General features: G+C 67.9%; 11 protein-coding genes. 9 read left to right on the top strand and 2 right to left on the bottom strand.

The features are described 5' to 3' along the window. Nucleotides 1-15: 15 nt before the first annotated feature. Nucleotides 16-1,926, bottom strand: a complete 1,911-nt coding sequence (locus tag ACFJGU_RS05390; protein WP_382308324.1) for a cell wall-binding repeat-containing protein — start codon at nt 1,924-1,926, stop codon at nt 16-18. Nucleotides 1,927-2,269: 343 nt separating this feature from the next. Here ACFJGU_RS05390 and ACFJGU_RS05385 point away from each other — a divergent pair, with 343 nt between their 5' ends. The 9 genes from ACFJGU_RS05385 (at nt 2,270) to ACFJGU_RS05345 (ending at nt 12,948) form a co-directional block, all read left to right on the top strand. Then, nucleotides 2,270-3,355: a nitrilase-related carbon-nitrogen hydrolase gene (locus ACFJGU_RS05385; protein WP_382308322.1), complete on the top strand. Its 1,086-nt coding sequence runs from the start codon at nt 2,270-2,272 to the stop codon at nt 3,353-3,355. A 152-nt stretch (nt 3,356-3,507) separates the two neighbouring features. Next, nucleotides 3,508-4,605 (top strand): sugar ABC transporter substrate-binding protein, encoded by a 1,098-nt coding sequence (locus ACFJGU_RS05380; RefSeq protein ID WP_382308320.1) that lies wholly within the window; start codon nt 3,508-3,510, stop codon nt 4,603-4,605. A 61-nt stretch (nt 4,606-4,666) separates the two neighbouring features. Then, a complete protein-coding gene (locus ACFJGU_RS05375) occupies nt 4,667-6,232 on the top strand; it encodes a sugar ABC transporter ATP-binding protein (protein ID WP_382308318.1) in 1,566 nt (521 codons plus the stop codon). A 37-nt stretch (nt 6,233-6,269) separates the two neighbouring features. Next, the gene (locus tag ACFJGU_RS05370) at nt 6,270-7,340 is read left to right on the top strand and encodes an ABC transporter permease (RefSeq protein WP_382308316.1); all 1,071 of its coding nucleotides are present in this window, start codon (nt 6,270-6,272) and stop codon (nt 7,338-7,340) included. A gap of 40 nt (nt 7,341-7,380) precedes the next feature. After that, entirely contained in the window at nt 7,381-8,409 is a 1,029-nt protein-coding gene (locus ACFJGU_RS05365) for a substrate-binding domain-containing protein (RefSeq protein WP_382310277.1), read from the top strand. Next, a complete protein-coding gene (locus tag ACFJGU_RS05360) occupies nt 8,406-9,356 on the top strand; it encodes an aldo/keto reductase (RefSeq protein ID WP_382308314.1) in 951 nt (316 codons plus the stop codon). Before ACFJGU_RS05365 ends, ACFJGU_RS05360 begins: the two co-directional genes overlap by 4 nt. A 40-nt stretch (nt 9,357-9,396) precedes the next feature. Continuing rightward, the gene (locus tag ACFJGU_RS05355; RefSeq protein ID WP_382308312.1) at nt 9,397-11,049 is read left to right on the top strand and encodes a GMC family oxidoreductase; all 1,653 of its coding nucleotides are present in this window, start codon (nt 9,397-9,399) and stop codon (nt 11,047-11,049) included. A 45-nt stretch (nt 11,050-11,094) separates the two neighbouring features. Further along, nucleotides 11,095-11,808, top strand: coding sequence for a gluconate 2-dehydrogenase subunit 3 family protein (locus ACFJGU_RS05350; protein ID WP_382308310.1), 714 nt, complete (start codon nt 11,095-11,097; stop codon nt 11,806-11,808). Between the two features lie 138 nt (nt 11,809-11,946). Next, nucleotides 11,947-12,948, top strand: coding sequence for a LacI family DNA-binding transcriptional regulator (locus ACFJGU_RS05345; RefSeq protein WP_382310275.1), 1,002 nt, complete (start codon nt 11,947-11,949; stop codon nt 12,946-12,948). A gap of 81 nt (nt 12,949-13,029) precedes the next feature. Here ACFJGU_RS05345 and ACFJGU_RS05340 read toward each other — a convergent pair whose 3' ends face one another. Next, entirely contained in the window at nt 13,030-15,354 is a 2,325-nt protein-coding gene (locus ACFJGU_RS05340) for a transglycosylase domain-containing protein (RefSeq protein WP_382308308.1), read from the bottom strand. Nucleotides 15,355-15,372 lie beyond the last annotated feature (18 nt).

Raw genomic sequence — 15,372 nt, 5'->3', positions numbered from 1 at the left:
GCTCGGCCGTCGAGGTCAGCAGGCGGTCAACGACTCGACGGCCGGCGTCAGTGACGCGGTGCCGCCCAGCAAGGTCACCTGCTGCACTCCGCGACTGGTGATGTCGTCGAGCACGCGCTGTGGCACACATGTTCCGGGAACCACGTAGAGCGGAGCGTGCTGCGCACCCGCGACGGCCGCGCCGGCGAGCGCATCGGGGAAGGTGAATCCCGTTGCCAGGTAGAGCGACGAGGCGGAGATGAACGCCTCGCCGTTGATGTTCTGCGACGCGCTGAAACGATCGTTGCCCCACAGTCGTGTGATCTCCGGCTGTGGGCCCCAGATCGCATTCGTGAACGCGAACATCACCGGATTCCGGATGGTGTTCGGCCCTCCGACGACGATGGCCCGACTCGGGTCGAGTTCGTTGAAGAGCGCCTTCGTGTCGGCGTCGAACGCGTCGGGGTTGTTCGGATCCCCTTGACCGGGAATCAGGATGACGGGATATCCGCGCGAACCCGCAGCCGCACTGGCCGACAGGGCGTCGGGGAAGTTCTCACCCGCGGCGACGTAGATCCCGTCGGCGGTGCCGAACGCGTAGCGAGCGACCGCGCGGGAGACCGCGTATCGGTCGGCGCCTTCGATCGGCACGACGGGCGCGATCGACGCGAGCGCCGTCCGTACGGCCGGTGACACGGAGTTCACCCCTCCGACGGTCACGATCGTCGACGGCTCGAGTCGCCGGATCTCGTCCTCGACCGCTTTCGGGAGGGCCGCCGTCGGCGTCAGCAGCACGGGTCCGCCCTGTTTCACGGCGGCCGGAGCAGCGCTCAGCGCATCGGCGAACTTCTCGCCGGTCGCGACGTAGACGACGGGCGCCGTGGTCGGGAATCCGGCTTGGGAGACCTTGACCGCGACGTCGTAGCGATCGGTTCCACTGATCCTGTCGACCTCGGGTTCTGCTGGCGCGGGTCGATTCACCGGAACCACCAGGAGCGTGGTGGGAGTCGTCGTGACGACATAGAGCTTGGACCCGTCCGGCGATGTGGTGACACTCTGCGGGGTCGCGGGGAGGGTCGTGGTACGGAGGATCGTGCCTGACCCGTAGTCGAGCGTCAGGAGCTGATCGTCGCTCTGAGTGACCGCGTAGATCTCGGAGCCCGAGGGTGAGAGATCGACCGAGACGGTGCCGTAGTGGTCGGTGGGGATTTCCTGGAGCATCGTGGTGAAGGTCAGGTCCTGCACCGAGATGCGTGCGTTCCCCGTGGTGAACAGCGCCCGTGAGCCGTCGGGCGAGAACACCAGACGTGACGTGCCTCCTGGGCCTCCCGTCGCCGTCACCTTGCGGGTGGAGGCGTCGTACCGCACGATGCCGTCGTTGATGGCGAGATAGACCGACGAGCCGTCGGCCGAGAACTGGACGAAGGTGGCGAGGCCGCCGCGCAGGGACGAAACCGTGGGCGTGGCTCTGAGGTGGTCGACGATCTGGGTGCCGTCGCTTCCCGCCACCCAGGCGGTGTCGCCGTCGGGCGAGATGGCGACGTCGAAGGCGGTCGCGTTCAGCGTGATGGATCTCTTGACCTGGCTGAGGGCCACATCGATCTCGGTCAGCTTTCCGCTGGGGCCGCTCTCGCTCGCGACGTACGCCAGCGAACCGTCGTGCGAGAACGCGATGCCTCGAGGATGTGCCGGCACCGGGATGGTCGCGCGCACCGCGTCGGTCGCCGTGTCGAAGACGGTCACCGTGCCGGAATCGTACCCGGAGATGTAACCGAGACTGCCGTCGGGTGAGAACGCGGGCATGCCCGCCCCGGAACCGACCGGAATCGTCACGAGGTCCGGGTCTGCTCGGGCAGCGGACGTGGCATGAGGCGTGATCGTCGTACCCACGGCGATCAGCAGCCCCGTCGCGACGAGGAAGGCGGAACGGAATGGCGCTCGCAGCATGCGAAGTCCTCTCTCGTCGGACTCGGGAGATTTCAGAGTAGCGGCTCGATGCGACTCGATCGACTGCTGTAGAAACGCGGCCATCGACCTGGCATGTTAGCGATCACTCGCAAAGTCATCGAGCGTAGAACAGTGGCGAATCCGAAGGGTGCGTAGCGACGTTTCAACGGCCACGACAGGAGTTTTGTAAAGTGCTCTTCATCAGGCTAAATAGCAAATTTGTGCACTGTCGTTGGCTACGTCGTCATCCGCTAACGCTCCTGGGACCCCGAAAAAACACTTGCGTCCGCGTTCTGATAGTGCGCTAACATGGCCATCACGAACAACCGACAAAGGAGTTGATGTGACAGAGCCGTACACCGTCGTGGCCCTCTCGCCCCTGCAGATCCCGATCGTGGAACCGGAGGACGCGCTGAAGAACACCAAGCGCATCATCGGCTTCATGAAGACGGCTGTGGGTGTGGCCGCCACCGAAGGACACCCGGTCAAGCTCGTCGTGATCCCGGAGATGGCGATCCAGGGGATGCACATGGCGTTCACCGCCGGAAACCGCGAGGCCGAGAAGAAGTTCGCCCGCACCATCCCGGGCCCCGAGACCGACGAGCTCGGCAAGGCCGCCCGCGAACTGAACACCTACATCGCCGGCGAGCTGTACCTCGTCGCCGACGACGACTTCCCCGACCGCTACTTCAACTGCGCCTTCATCATCGACCCGAACGGTGACGTCATCTACCGCCGGGCGAAGGCCACCAGCGACGGCTTCGAGGGTGGCACGCTCGGCACCACGAACCCGCACGACCTCTGGGACGAGTGGATCGTGAAGAAGGGCGGCGGCAACGTGATGGACGCCATCTACCCGGTGGCGAAGACCCCCGACATCGGCAACATCGGCTACGTCATCTGCCACGAGGGCGCCTACCCCGAGATCGCCCGCGGCCTCGCGATGAACGGTGCGGAGATCCTCATCCGTGCCACCTTGATCGAGCCGCAGACCTCGCACGGTATGTGGGAGGTGCAGAACAAGGCACACGCCCTCTTCAACAATGCGATCGTCGTGGCCCCGAACCTCGGCCCCGAGCTCGGTCCCGATGGCGTCATCAACGACCTCTTCGGTGGCCGCTCGATGATCGTCAACCAGCGCGGCAAGGTCATCGTCGAGACGCCCGGCGTCACCGCCGGCGACACCTTCGTGAGCACCACGATCGACGTGGATGCGCTGCGTCGCGACCGCCAGTCGAACGGCGTCTTCAACGGCTTCAAAGACCTCCGCACCGAGCAGTATGCGGCGATCTACGAGAAGCCGATCTACCCGAAGAACCAGTACCTGAACGAGCCGCCCTCGGAGGGCTGGCTCGCTCGCGAGCGCGAGACCCGCGCCCGCAACATCAAGCTCCTCGAAGAGCGTGGAGTCTTCACGCCGCTCGACTGAGCCCGTGCCGGGACCGGGACCGCATCGGCGCGGTCCCGGCACGACCCATAACACCGCACGACAGAACCATCGCACGACAGAAACACCGCACGACGCCACCACCAGCACCACCCAGCACCAGACCCAGATCAGCCTCACAAAGGAGTGGAATCATGATCATCTCCCGCACCCCGAAGGGCCGCCGGAGCACCGCGGCCCGGATCGCGCTCGGCGCGGCCACCCTCGCGACAGTCGCCATCGTTCTCAGCGGATGCCGCGCCTCCAGCAGCGACGCCGGCACCGAGGACAAGGCCAGCGGCGAAGGGCTCGTCATCGGCTGGAGCCAGCGCGGCATCAGCGGCAGCGACTGGTGGAAGACCCTCGTCGAGGGCGGCCAGGCCGAGGCCGACAAGATCGGCGCGAAGATCGAGTTGCTCGACGCGAACGGCGACACCGTTCGTCAGAACGCCGACGTGCAGACCCTCATCACCAAGGGCGTCGACGTCGTGGTGATGAACGCGAACGACCCGATCGGCGTCGGTCCGTCGGTCGCCGCGCTCAAGGCGGCGGGCATCCCGCTCGTCACCGTCAACTCGAACCTCGACGAATCCCTCGTGCCCGACATGTTCTGCTACGTCGCCGAAGACCAGGGCTACACCGGCTCCCTGGCCGGCGAGGTGGCCGCGAACAAGGCCATCGAGAAGTTCGGCGACAGCGGCGAGATCAAGATCGTGGGCATCGGCGGCTTCCCCGGCGACGTCCTGAGCGACCTGCGCTTCAACGGGTTCATGGAGGGTTTCGAGTCCGTCACGAAGGACCACCCCGGCATCACCATCAACAAGCTCGACACGAAGTACGGCGAGTGGAAGCCCGACAAGGCACTCGGTCCGATCCGTGACGTCGCCACCGCGAACCCCGACCTCAAGGTCGTCTACAGCATGAGCGACGTCATGAACGGCGGCGTCGTGCAGGGTCTCCAGCAGGCCGGCCTCTGGGGCGACGGCATCATCCTCTCCAGCTACGACGGCGGCATGGTCTCCGTGAAGGAGATGATGGACGACCCCACCGGCCCGCTGCAGGCGACCGCGTCGAACCAGCCCTGGGACCAGGGTGCCACCGCCGTGAAGATGGCCCTCGCCGCCTACAACGACGACACCTCGGCCTGCCCCGACAAGACGGTCTTCATCGACACCACCGTCGTGACCCCGGAGAACGCCGCGGACTACTACGTGCCCGAAGACACCTACGTGCGGGCGAAGGACGACGAGTAGCCGACCGGCACACCACTCGACATCCGACGGCACCCGACAGGAACAGGAACGAGCCGAGATCATGACCCTCCCCACACCCGACCAGGCCGATCGCGTCCGCGTGATCCCGGATGCCCCGGACGAGCTCCGGCTCACCGGCATCACGAAGTCGTACCTCGGCGTGCAGGCCCTCAAAGGGGTGAGCTTCTCCGTCAAACGGGGCAGCATCCACGCCCTGGCCGGTCAGAACGGGGCGGGCAAGTCGACGCTCGTGAAGATCCTGTCGGGTGCCGAGACCCCCGACGGTGGCGAGATCCACCTCGGCGGTCAGCGCGTGCGCTTCCGGGAGCCGACGGATGCGCAGAACGCGGGCATCCACACCATCTACCAGGAACTCAGCCTCGTGCCCTCACTCTCGGTGGCGGAGAACATCTTCCTCGGGCAGCTGCCGAAGAAGGGCCACGCCGTGGTCGACTGGAAGCAGATGCAGGTCGAAGCCCGTCAGGCCCTCGACCGCGTGGGCTTCGACCTCGACGTGCGGCGGCCGGTCGGCTCCTTCTCCGTGGCCGAGCAGCAGGCGGTCGAGCTCGCGAAGGCGTTGCACAAGGATGCCCGGGTGCTGCTGCTCGACGAACCGACGTCCACGCTTCCCCAGCCCGACGTGGAGAAGCTCTTCACCGTGCTCCGCACCCTGGCGGACCAGGGCGTCACCCTGCTCTACATCTCGCACCGGATGGACGAGCTCTACTCGCTCTGCGACTCGGTGACCGTGCTCCGCGACGGCCGCAACACCGCCGATCTCGCCACGGCCGACACCAAGCCCGCCGATGTGGTGACGGCGATGGTGGGCAAGAGCCTCGAAGGGTCCATCGCCGATGCCGCCCTCCGCGGCGAGCGGAGCCCGCGCCTGGGCGCCGGACCGAGCGACGAGGTGCTGATGTCCGTGTCGCACCTCAGCGAGCAGGGCTTCGTCGACGACGTCTCCTTCGACCTGCGTCGCGGCGAGGTGCTCGGCATCTCGGGACTGATCGGCAGCGGTCAGTCCGAGCTCGCGGGTCTCCTGGCCGGGGCGCGGCGCAAGAGCGCGGGACGCATCCGTCTCGGCGGCAAGGACGTGACCTTCGCGGCCCCCCGCGACGCCATCCGCCGCGGGATCGGCCTGCTTCCACAGGACCGCAAGGCCCAGGGCTTCGTGCCCGACATGGGCGTGGCCGGCAACATCACCCTCGCCAGCCTGCCGATGTTCAGCCGGCTCAGCATCATCAACGGCGCCAAGGAACGCAAGGTGGCCACCGAGATGGTGGCCCGGCTCGGCATGAAGGTGTCGAGCGTCAACCAGCCGATGAAGACGCTCAGCGGGGGAACCCAGCAGAAGGGCATCCTCGCCCGCTGGCTCGCCCGCTCCTCACAACTGCTGATCTGCGACGAGCCCACCCGCGGCGTCGACGTCGGCGCCAAAGAGGACATGTACGAACTGCTGCGCGAGTTCGCCCGCGCCGGCGGCACCGTCATCATCTCGAGTTCGGAGATCACCGAGGCGATGATGTGCGACCGCGTGCTGGTGCTGGCCCGCGGCCGGGTCGTCGCCGAATTCGACCACGACGAGATCGATCCGAGCGGTCACACGCTCGTGACCCGCTTCGCCTGATCCACCCCCATTCACCACGAGACCGATGGACAGAGACATGACCAATCATTCACTCGCCGAAGCCGTGACCTCGCCGTCGCCGTCGCCGGCCCCACCGCAGTCGTCGCCCCCCGGGCGCGTCGGAGCCCTCGTGCGCCGGTTGCTGCCGAAGAGCTACCTCATCCTGGTGCTCATCGCCATCGTGATCGTGGGCTACTACGTCTCGGAGGACTTCCTCACCATCCGCAACGCGGAGAACGTGATCGCTGCCGCCTCGATCGTGGCGGTGCTCGCCGTGGGCCAGTTCTTCGTCATCCTCACCGGGGGCATCGACCTCTCCGTGGGATCGACCATGGCCATGTCGACGGTGATCGTGGCCCTGACGCTGCAGACCGGAATGGATGCCGGACTCTCCGTCGCCCTGACGCTCGGCAGCTGCGCGGTGGCCGGCTTCGTCAACGGCATGCTCGTGGTCTGGCTGCGCATCCCGCCCTTCATCGCCACGCTCGCCATGATGAGCGCCATCAAGGGCTTCAGCTACATCATCCAGTCGACCAGCCTCATCCAGATCCTCAACACCTCGTTCATCGACGCCTTCTCGCGCGGCACGACGCTCGGCATCCGCAACCCGGTGCTGATCTTCCTCGTGGTGATGATCGTGGCCGCCCTCGTGGCCAAGTTCACCACCTTCGGGCGCTCGCTCTACGCCATCGGCGGCAACCCCGAGGCGGCGCGACTCTCCGGCCTGCCGGTGGCCCGCAACCTACTGATCACCTACACGCTCTCCGGCCTCCTCGCCGGTTTGGCCGGCCTCATCGCCGCGGCTCAGCTGCAGCAGGGATCCTCGCTCATCGGCGTCGGCTACGAGCTGGATGCGATCGCCGCGGTCGTGGTCGGCGGCGCCTCCCTGATGGGCGGCAAGGGCGACCCGATCAGTTCGGTGATCGGGGTGTTCGTGCTCGCCACGATCATCAACATCATGAACCTCGTCGGCATCTCCTCCGAGCCGCAACTCGTGATCAAGGGTGCGGTGATCGTGATCGCCGTCTTCCTCTCCAGCGCCGGGGGAGTCCAGCGCATCTCCGCCTTCTTCTCGAAGTTCGGCCGCCGGCAACCGGCACTGCGCTGACATGTCCCGCGAAGCTCAGAACGGTGCCCGCGGGGCCCGGATGATCGATGTCGCGCGCCTCGCCGGCGTCTCGCAGCAGACGGTGTCACGGGTGGTCAACAACTCCACCAACGTGGCGCCGGAGGTGCGGGAGCGTGTGGAACTCGCCATCACGCAGCTGCGCTACCGCCGCAATCCGGCGGCCAGGGCTCTGGCCACCAGCCGCACCATGAACATCGGGATCGTGAGCTTCGGCCTCGCCCAGTACGGCCCCTCGGTCGCTCTCACCGGCATCGCCGACGAGGCGCGGCAGGCGGGCTACGCGACCAACCTGGTGACGCTCGCGAGCGTCGACCGGCCCAGCATGCGCGCCGCCCTCGACCACCTGCTCGCCGACTCGGTCGACGGCATCGTGGTGCTCGCTCCGATCGACGCGGCGTTCCACGCCATCGACGGTCTCGACGCCGGAGTGCCTCTCGTGGTGTTCGAACCCGGCGGAGAGGAGGGCACGACGAACGTGGCCACCGACGAGGTGACCGGCGCCCGACTGGCCACCCGCCACCTGCTCTCCCTCGGCCACGCGACCGTGCACCAGGTGTGCGGCCCTACCGGCTGGCTCGGCACCGAAGCCCGGCTCGCGGGCTGGCGCGCCGAGCTCGCCGCCGCAGGCGCTCCGGCTCCCGAGCCGTTCCGTGGCGACTGGACGACGGAGTCGGGATACCGGGCCGGTCTCGCCATCGCGGCGGACGCATCCGTCACCGCCGTCTTCGTGGCCAACGACCAGATGGCGCTCGGGGTGCTCAAGGCCCTGAGCGACGAAGGGGTCGCGGTGCCCGACATGATCAGCGTCGTGGGCTTCGACGACGTGCCCGAGGCGCGCTTCTACATCCCAGCGCTCACCACGGTGAGCATCGACTTCGCCGAGGTCGGCCGCCTGGCGGTCGATCGGATCCTCGAACTGATGGGCGGCGCCGTCGCCGATCCGATGCCGAGGATCTCCCCCCGACTCGTGGTGCGAGCCAGCACCGCAGAACCCCTGCCGGCCGACATCGACCGCGCATCGCTTTCATCCCGAAGGAGAACATCATGACCATCCGACAGTTCGGCACGACGGATCTCCGGGTCTCCGAGATCTGCGTCGGCACCAGCGCGCTCGGCAGCTTCCCCGCCCAGTACGGCTACGAGGTGTCCGACGAGACCGCGGTCGCCACGATCGCCCGCGTGTTCGAAGGGCCCTACACCTTCATCGACACCTCGAACGAATACGGCGGCGGCGACAGCGAGCGGCGCATAGGCACGGCGATCGCGCAGGCGGGCGGCGTTCCTGAGGGCGTTGTGGTGGCCACCAAGGTCGACCCCCTGCCCGGGTCGACGGACTTCTCGGGCGAACGCGTGCGCCGTTCGGTGGAGGAGAGTCGCGAGCGGCTCGGCCTCGACGTGCTGCCGCTGGTCTACCTGCACGACCCGGAGAAGATCACCTTCGAGGAGGCGACCGCTCCGGGCGGACCCCTCGAGGCGCTGCTCGCCCTCAAGTCCGAGGGCGTCATCCGCTACCTCGGCGTCGCGGGCGGACCCATCGACCTCGAACTGCAGTACCTGGCCACTGACGCCTTCGACGCCGTGATCAGCCACAACCGCTTCACCCTGGTGGAACAGACCGCCGAGCCACTGCTCGACGATGCGGCCGAGCGTGGTGTCGCCTTCGTGAACGCGGCGCCGTTCGGCGGAGGGATGCTCGTGAAGGGCCCCGACGCCGTGCCCCGCTACTGCTACGCCCCCGTCGGCGAAGCGACCCTCGACCGGGTGCGCGAGATGGAGCGGCTCTGCGCCCGCTTCGGCGTTCCGCTCGCCGCGGCCGCACTGCAGTTCTCGACCCGCGACCCGCGAGTCACCTCCACCATCGTCGGCATGTCCGAGCCTTCGCGCATCGAGCAGACCGTGGAGCTCGCGGCCTGGGACATCCCCGACGAGCTCTGGCAGGAGCTCGAGCCGCTGGCCCGCGTCGGCCGCAACGGCATCGAACTGCAGACCGCCTGACCCCCACCAGCGACACCCCCGAGACCAGAAGGAATCGATCATGAAATCCCTCAAGAACCCCGAGCCCGTCGACGTGGTCATCATCGGCGCGGGCGCCGGCGGCGCCACGGCGGCGAAGGTGCTGACCGAGGCGGGCCTGCGCGTGGTGGGCCTGGAGCGCGGCCCGTGGCTGAAGCCCGAGCACGCCTCCGGCGACGAGCTTAAGTACCTCAACCGCAACTTCATCTGGCAGGACCCGAAGCTGAAGCCGCGCACCTACCGCCAGAACGACAGCGAGGAGGCCGTGATCACGAACTTCTCCGCCACCCCGCAGGTGGTGGGCGGCGGCACCACCCACTGGGGCGGCATGGTGCCGCGCATGACCGAGAGCGACTTCAAGCTGCGTTCGCTGCACGGCGACGTGCCCGGGGCGAGCCTCGTCGACTGGCCCATCAGCTACGACGAGCTCGAGCCCTACTACACCCGCGTCGAGTGGGAGTTCGGCACCTCAGGCCTCGCCGGCGCCAACCGCTGGGAGGGCCGTCGCAGCCGCGGCTACCCCACCAAGCCCTCGCCGCTCAGCCAGATCGGCCGCACCTTCGCCACGGCGATGGACAAGCTCGGCCACAGCACCTTCCCGATGCCCCAGGGCATGGTGACCGAGCCCTACCGCGGGCGCGAGCCGTTCAGCGAAAACGGTTTCTGGCAGCAGTACCCCGATCCCGGAACCGGCAAGTCGTCGGTGCTGATCAGCTTCATCCCGGATGCCATCAACACCGGCCTCTACGACCTGCGCTCGGACTGCTACGTCAGCGAGATCCTCGTCGGCCCCGACGGCAAGGCCACCGGTGTGCGCTACACCGACGAAGACGGCGACGAGTTCGTGCAGAACGCCAAGGCGGTCATCGTCTGTGGCGGCGGCATCGAGACGCCGCGCCTGCTGCTCATGTCGAAGTCGTCGCTCTTCCCCGACGGCCTCGCGAACTCCAGCGGCCAGGTGGGCAAGAACGCCACCTTCCACCAGTACTCCTTCTCGGTCGGCCTGTTCGACCGCGAGGTCAGCGACCCGCTCTACGGCTGGGCGGGGCACTACATGAGCCTGTGCTCCTTCGACTTCTACGAGACGGATGCCAGCCGCGGGCACATCCTCGGATCGCTGATCTTCCCGTCGATGATCGGGCATCCGGTGAACTGGAGCTTCCCCGGCCGGCCCACCTGGGGCCAGGCGGCGAAGGACGCCGACCGCGAGCTGTTCAACCACACGATGAAGATCGGCATCCTGCTGCACGACCTCCCGGTGGAATCGAACCGGGTCGACCTCGACCCGACGGTCACCGACGCCTGGGGCCTCCCGGTGGCGCGGATCACGCACACCCCGCACCAGAACGACTTCGCCCAGGAGCAGTGGCAGGTGAAGAAGAACGGCGAGATCCTCGAGGCCGCGGGCGCCCGCACGGTGGTGCCGGTGAACATGGAGCGCATCACGGGCAACACCTCGCACGAGCTCGGCACCGCCCGCATGGGCGACGACCCGGCTTCCTCCGTGGTGGACCGCTGGTGCCGCACGCACGACGTGCCGAACCTCTACGTCTTCGACGCGAGCTTCTTCCCCACCGCGACCGGGATCAACCCGGCCCTCACCATCATGGCGAACGCCTGGCGCTGCTCCGACCGCATCATCCAGGTCGACCGCCACGGCTGGACCACGGACTGAGCCCGGCCGAGTCCGGACACCGCAGACAGCAGACAGGAGAACCCCATGGGTCAGGCAGAATGGACCACCGTCCCCATCTCGACACGAGACGTCGACGGTCCCGTGTACTTCGACGAGCACGAGTGGGACGTCATCGAGGCGGCCACGGCGCGCATCATCCCCACCGATCACCACCCGGGAGCCCGCGAGGCGAAGGTGGTGCGCTTCATCGACCGGATGCTGGCGGGCACGCAGTTCGTGTTCCCCGCGGCCGACGGCATCGGCTTCCTCCGCATGGAGGGGCGCGAGGAGGAAGCCTGGCAGGAGCGGATCGCGACCCGACGCGAGCTCTACGCCGACGGAATCCGCTCGCTCGATCGGATCGCCGGCGACCGCTTCGGCAGCGACTTCCTGGGGCTCGACGACGCCCAGCAGGACGAGGTGCTCGAGGAGATCAGCGGCGCACCGAAGCCCGAACGGTTCACCTTCGAGACCGCGGAGGACGGCGCGGGGGGTGCTCCCGCCGGCAACCAGCCGGTGAACGAGGACTTCCTCACCTTCTTCCCGCTGCTGGTGCTGAACACGCGGCAGGGGTTCTATGCCGACCCCGTGTACGGCGGCAACGAGAACCGGGTCGGCTGGGCGGTGATCGGGTTCGACGGACCGCCGAGCCTGGCGTCGACGATGGATGCGAGCTACACGACGCGGAAATACATGATCCCGGATGCGGAATGGCCGTACGAGCGTCACCCGGAGGTCTTGCGGTACCGGCGTCCGTGAGTGCCGGCCCGGCGCCCCCCGAGCGCCGGGCCGGTCCGCGCACGGGCATAATGAGTGGATGCTCGTTCGACGCCCGCCGTTCCGCTCGCGAGGTACCCGCCGATGAGCCGCACGGCGTCGAAATCGCGGGGTGCCCGGATGGTCGACGTGGCGAAGCTGGCGGGGGTGTCTCAGCAGACGGTCTCGCGAGTGGTTAACGGGGCGGCCAACGTGGCGCCGGAGATCCGCGAACGTGTGCAGCTCGCCATCGAGCAACTGAGCTACCGCCGCAACACCGCTGCCGCGGCGCTCGCGAGCAACCGCACCATGAACCTCGGAGTGGTGAGCTACGCGCTCTCGGTGCACGGGCCGTCCGTCGCGCTCTTCGGCATCTCCGAGGAGGCGCGCCTCAATGGCTACTCCACGCGGCTGGTCACCATCGGATCGCTCGATCACGCCAGCATCCGTGCAGCTCTGCGCGAGCTCACGGCCGACGAGGTCGACGGGGTGATCGTGCTCGCTCCGCTCCGCGCCGCCATCGAGGTGCTGCGCGGCATCGAGACGGATGTGCCGGTCATCACGTTCGAGCAGGGTTCGCCGGTGAGCACGCGGAGCGTGTCGATCGACGAGGTCGACGGCGCCCGCCGCGCCGTGCGCCACCTCCTCGACCTCGGGCACGAGACGGTGTGGCACGTGCAGGGCCCGGAGGGCTGGATGGCGAGCGACGCCCGCACCCGCGGGTGGATGCTCGAGCTCTCCGCCGCGGGCCGGATGGCGCCGCCGGTCGTCACCACCGCCGACTGGAGCGCCGAGAGCGGCTACCGGGCCGGCTTGCAGCTGGTGCAGAAAGCGGGCGTGACGGCGGTGTTCGCCGCCAACGACCCGTTCGCCCTCGGGGTGATGAAGGCGTTCGACGAGCACGGCATCTCGGTTCCCGGGCAGGTGAGCGTCGTGGGTTTCGACGACGTCGCCGAGGCGCGCTTCTTCCGCCCCGCACTCACCACGGTGGTGCTCGACTTCGAGGAGATCGGCCGCGTGGCCGTGGAGAGCATCCTGTCGCTCATGCGCGGAAAGGAGCCCGAGGTCATCCCGCTGATCGACTCCACCCTCGTGGTGCGCGACAGCACGGCGCCGCCCCCGGCCCCGGGCTCGACCGCCTGACCGGTTCAGAAGCGCAAACGTCGCGTCGACCGCCGCATACAGCGGCGAGGTCGGCCTGAGGTTTGCGGTTTCTGACGAACGCTACTGATTTGCGCCCGCCGCGCCGGCTGCCGGGGTCGACGTCGGGGTGGGGCCGGGGTCGACCGGCGGCACCGGGTCCACAGGCACGACCGGTGGCGCCGGCGCATCCGGAGTCGAGGTCGGAGTCGGAGTGGGGGTCGGCGTCGAGCCGGAATCCGAGTCCGAGTCCGAACCGGAGTCGTCGAAGCGCGACGACGAGCCGTTCACCAGAGCCCGGTCGGGGTCGGGGAACTCACCGCCGCCGAGGAGGTCGTCGTTCGCCGTCATCACGGAGCGCCAGATGCGGTGCCGCACCGTGCTTCCCGCGTAGCCGTTGGGTTCGACCTCGGTCATCGACACGTTGCCGTTGACGTTGCCCACCCACACCGCGGTGGCGGCTGCCGTGGAGGCGCCCACCATCCAGGTGTCCTTCTCGTTGTCGGTGGTTCCGGTCTTGCCGATGTGGGTGATGCCGTCATCCGGATCGGACGCGGTCGCGGTGCCGCTCTCGATCGGGCCCAGCATGGCGTAGGCGAGCGTCGACGCGATGGTCGGGTCGAGCGCCTGGGTGCAGTTCGCCTGCGGAGGTGTGAGCTCGGAGCCGTCGGGGCCCTCGATCTTGTCGATCGCCACCGGCGCGCAGAACAGGCCGTTGGCCGCGATCGCCGCGTAGGAGGCGGCCATCGTCACCGGAGCGATCTCGTTGGTGCCGAGCACCGAGGAGGGCTGGGTGTCGAGGTCGTCGCCGTCGGCGCGGTGCACGCCGAGAGAGGCCGCCGTGTCCTTGATCTTGCACAGGTCCATCTGCTGGGCCATGGCCACGAAGGCGTTGTTCACCGAGTTGGTCAGGGCGCTCTGCACCGACATGGTGCCGGGGCGCGCGCTTCCGTCGTTCGCCGGCTCCCAGGGGCCGCCGAGGGTCTGGCACGAGTTCGGGAAGGTCGCCATGTCCCACTCCTTCTCGTTGCCGCTCACGCGGTCGGAGAGGGTGTGGCCTTCCTTCAGCCACTCGGCGAGGGCGAAGACCTTGTAGGTCGAGCCGACCTGGAAGCCCGACGATCCGCCGTAGTCGATGTCGGTGTTGTAGTTGACCGCGGTGGCGCCGGGCGCGGCGGTGTCGGGGTCGTCGTCGAAGGTCGTGTTCTGCGCCATCGCCAGGATGCGCCCGGTGCCGGGCTGCACGGTCACGATCGTGGAGCCGAGGTCGGCGCCGTCGTAGGCGGCCGGGATGTACTCCTTCATCGTCTCGTCGGCGTTGGCCTGCAGATCGGTGTTGAGGGTGGTGAAGATCTTGAAGCCGCCCTGCTTGAAGTTCGACCAGCGCTGGTCCGCGGTGTCGCCGAAGCTCGGATCGTTCTTCACGATCCAGGTCACGTAGTCGCAGAAGTACGTCGCCCCGTTCGCGGCCGCCTGGCATCCGGTGGTGGGCTGGGTAATGTTCGGGGTCACCGGCGTCGCCACCGCCTCGTCGTGCTGCTGCTGGGTGATCGACTTCTGTTTCAGCATCGAGGCGAGCACGTCTTCGTTGCGGCGGGCCTCGTTGTCGGGGATGTTCTCGGGTTCGTCGATGCGGAGTCCGTTCGGCTCGTTCACCGTGGCGGCGAGCGTGGCGGCCTGGGCGATGGAGAGGTCCTTCGCGCTCACTCCGAAGTAGTACTCGGCGGCCGCTTCGATGCCGTAGACCGATCCGCCGAAGTTCGCGATGTTGAGGTAGCCGAGCAGGATGTCGTCTTTCGAGTACTGCTTCTCGAGCGCGATGGCGAGTCGCATCTCCTGCAGCTTGCGGTCGAGCGACTCGGTGGTGGCCTCTTCGTAGGCGGCCTCGCGCTGCTTCGGGTCGTCGATCATCTCGGCCTGCTGCACCAGGATGTTGCGCACGTACTGCATCGTGATGGTCGAGGCGCCGCTCTCGACTCCGCCCGACGCGACATTGCCCACCGCGGCCCGGAGCGTGGAGGCGATGTCGACGCCGTGGTGGTCGTAGAAGCGGGGGTCTTCGGTGGAGACGACCGCGTCCTTCACGTACTGCGAGATGTCGTCCCAGCCCACTTCTTGCCGGTTCTGGTCGAAGACGGTGGCCAGGAGGGTGTTCGATCCGTCACTGTTGGTGGCGTAGATCTCCGACTTCTGGGCGAGCGTCGACGGGCGGATGTAGTCGGGCAGGCTGTCGAGCACGTCGACCGAGCGGGAGGCGTAGACGCCGGTGACGGCCATCGCGGGCACGGCCAGCACGGTGACGAGCAGGGCGGCCACCACGCTGAGCAGGGCGATCATTCCGACCGGGCGTTTTGTGCCGTCGACGACGCGCTGGAAGCGCTCGGTGAAGCGGTTGAGACGTTCGGGCATATCGGCCAGGGTACGACG

This window comes from Herbiconiux sp. UC225_62 (assembly GCF_042694625.1).
GTDB lineage: Bacteria > Actinomycetota > Actinomycetes > Actinomycetales > Microbacteriaceae > Herbiconiux.
This window is presented reverse-complemented; position numbering and strand designations above follow the sequence as displayed.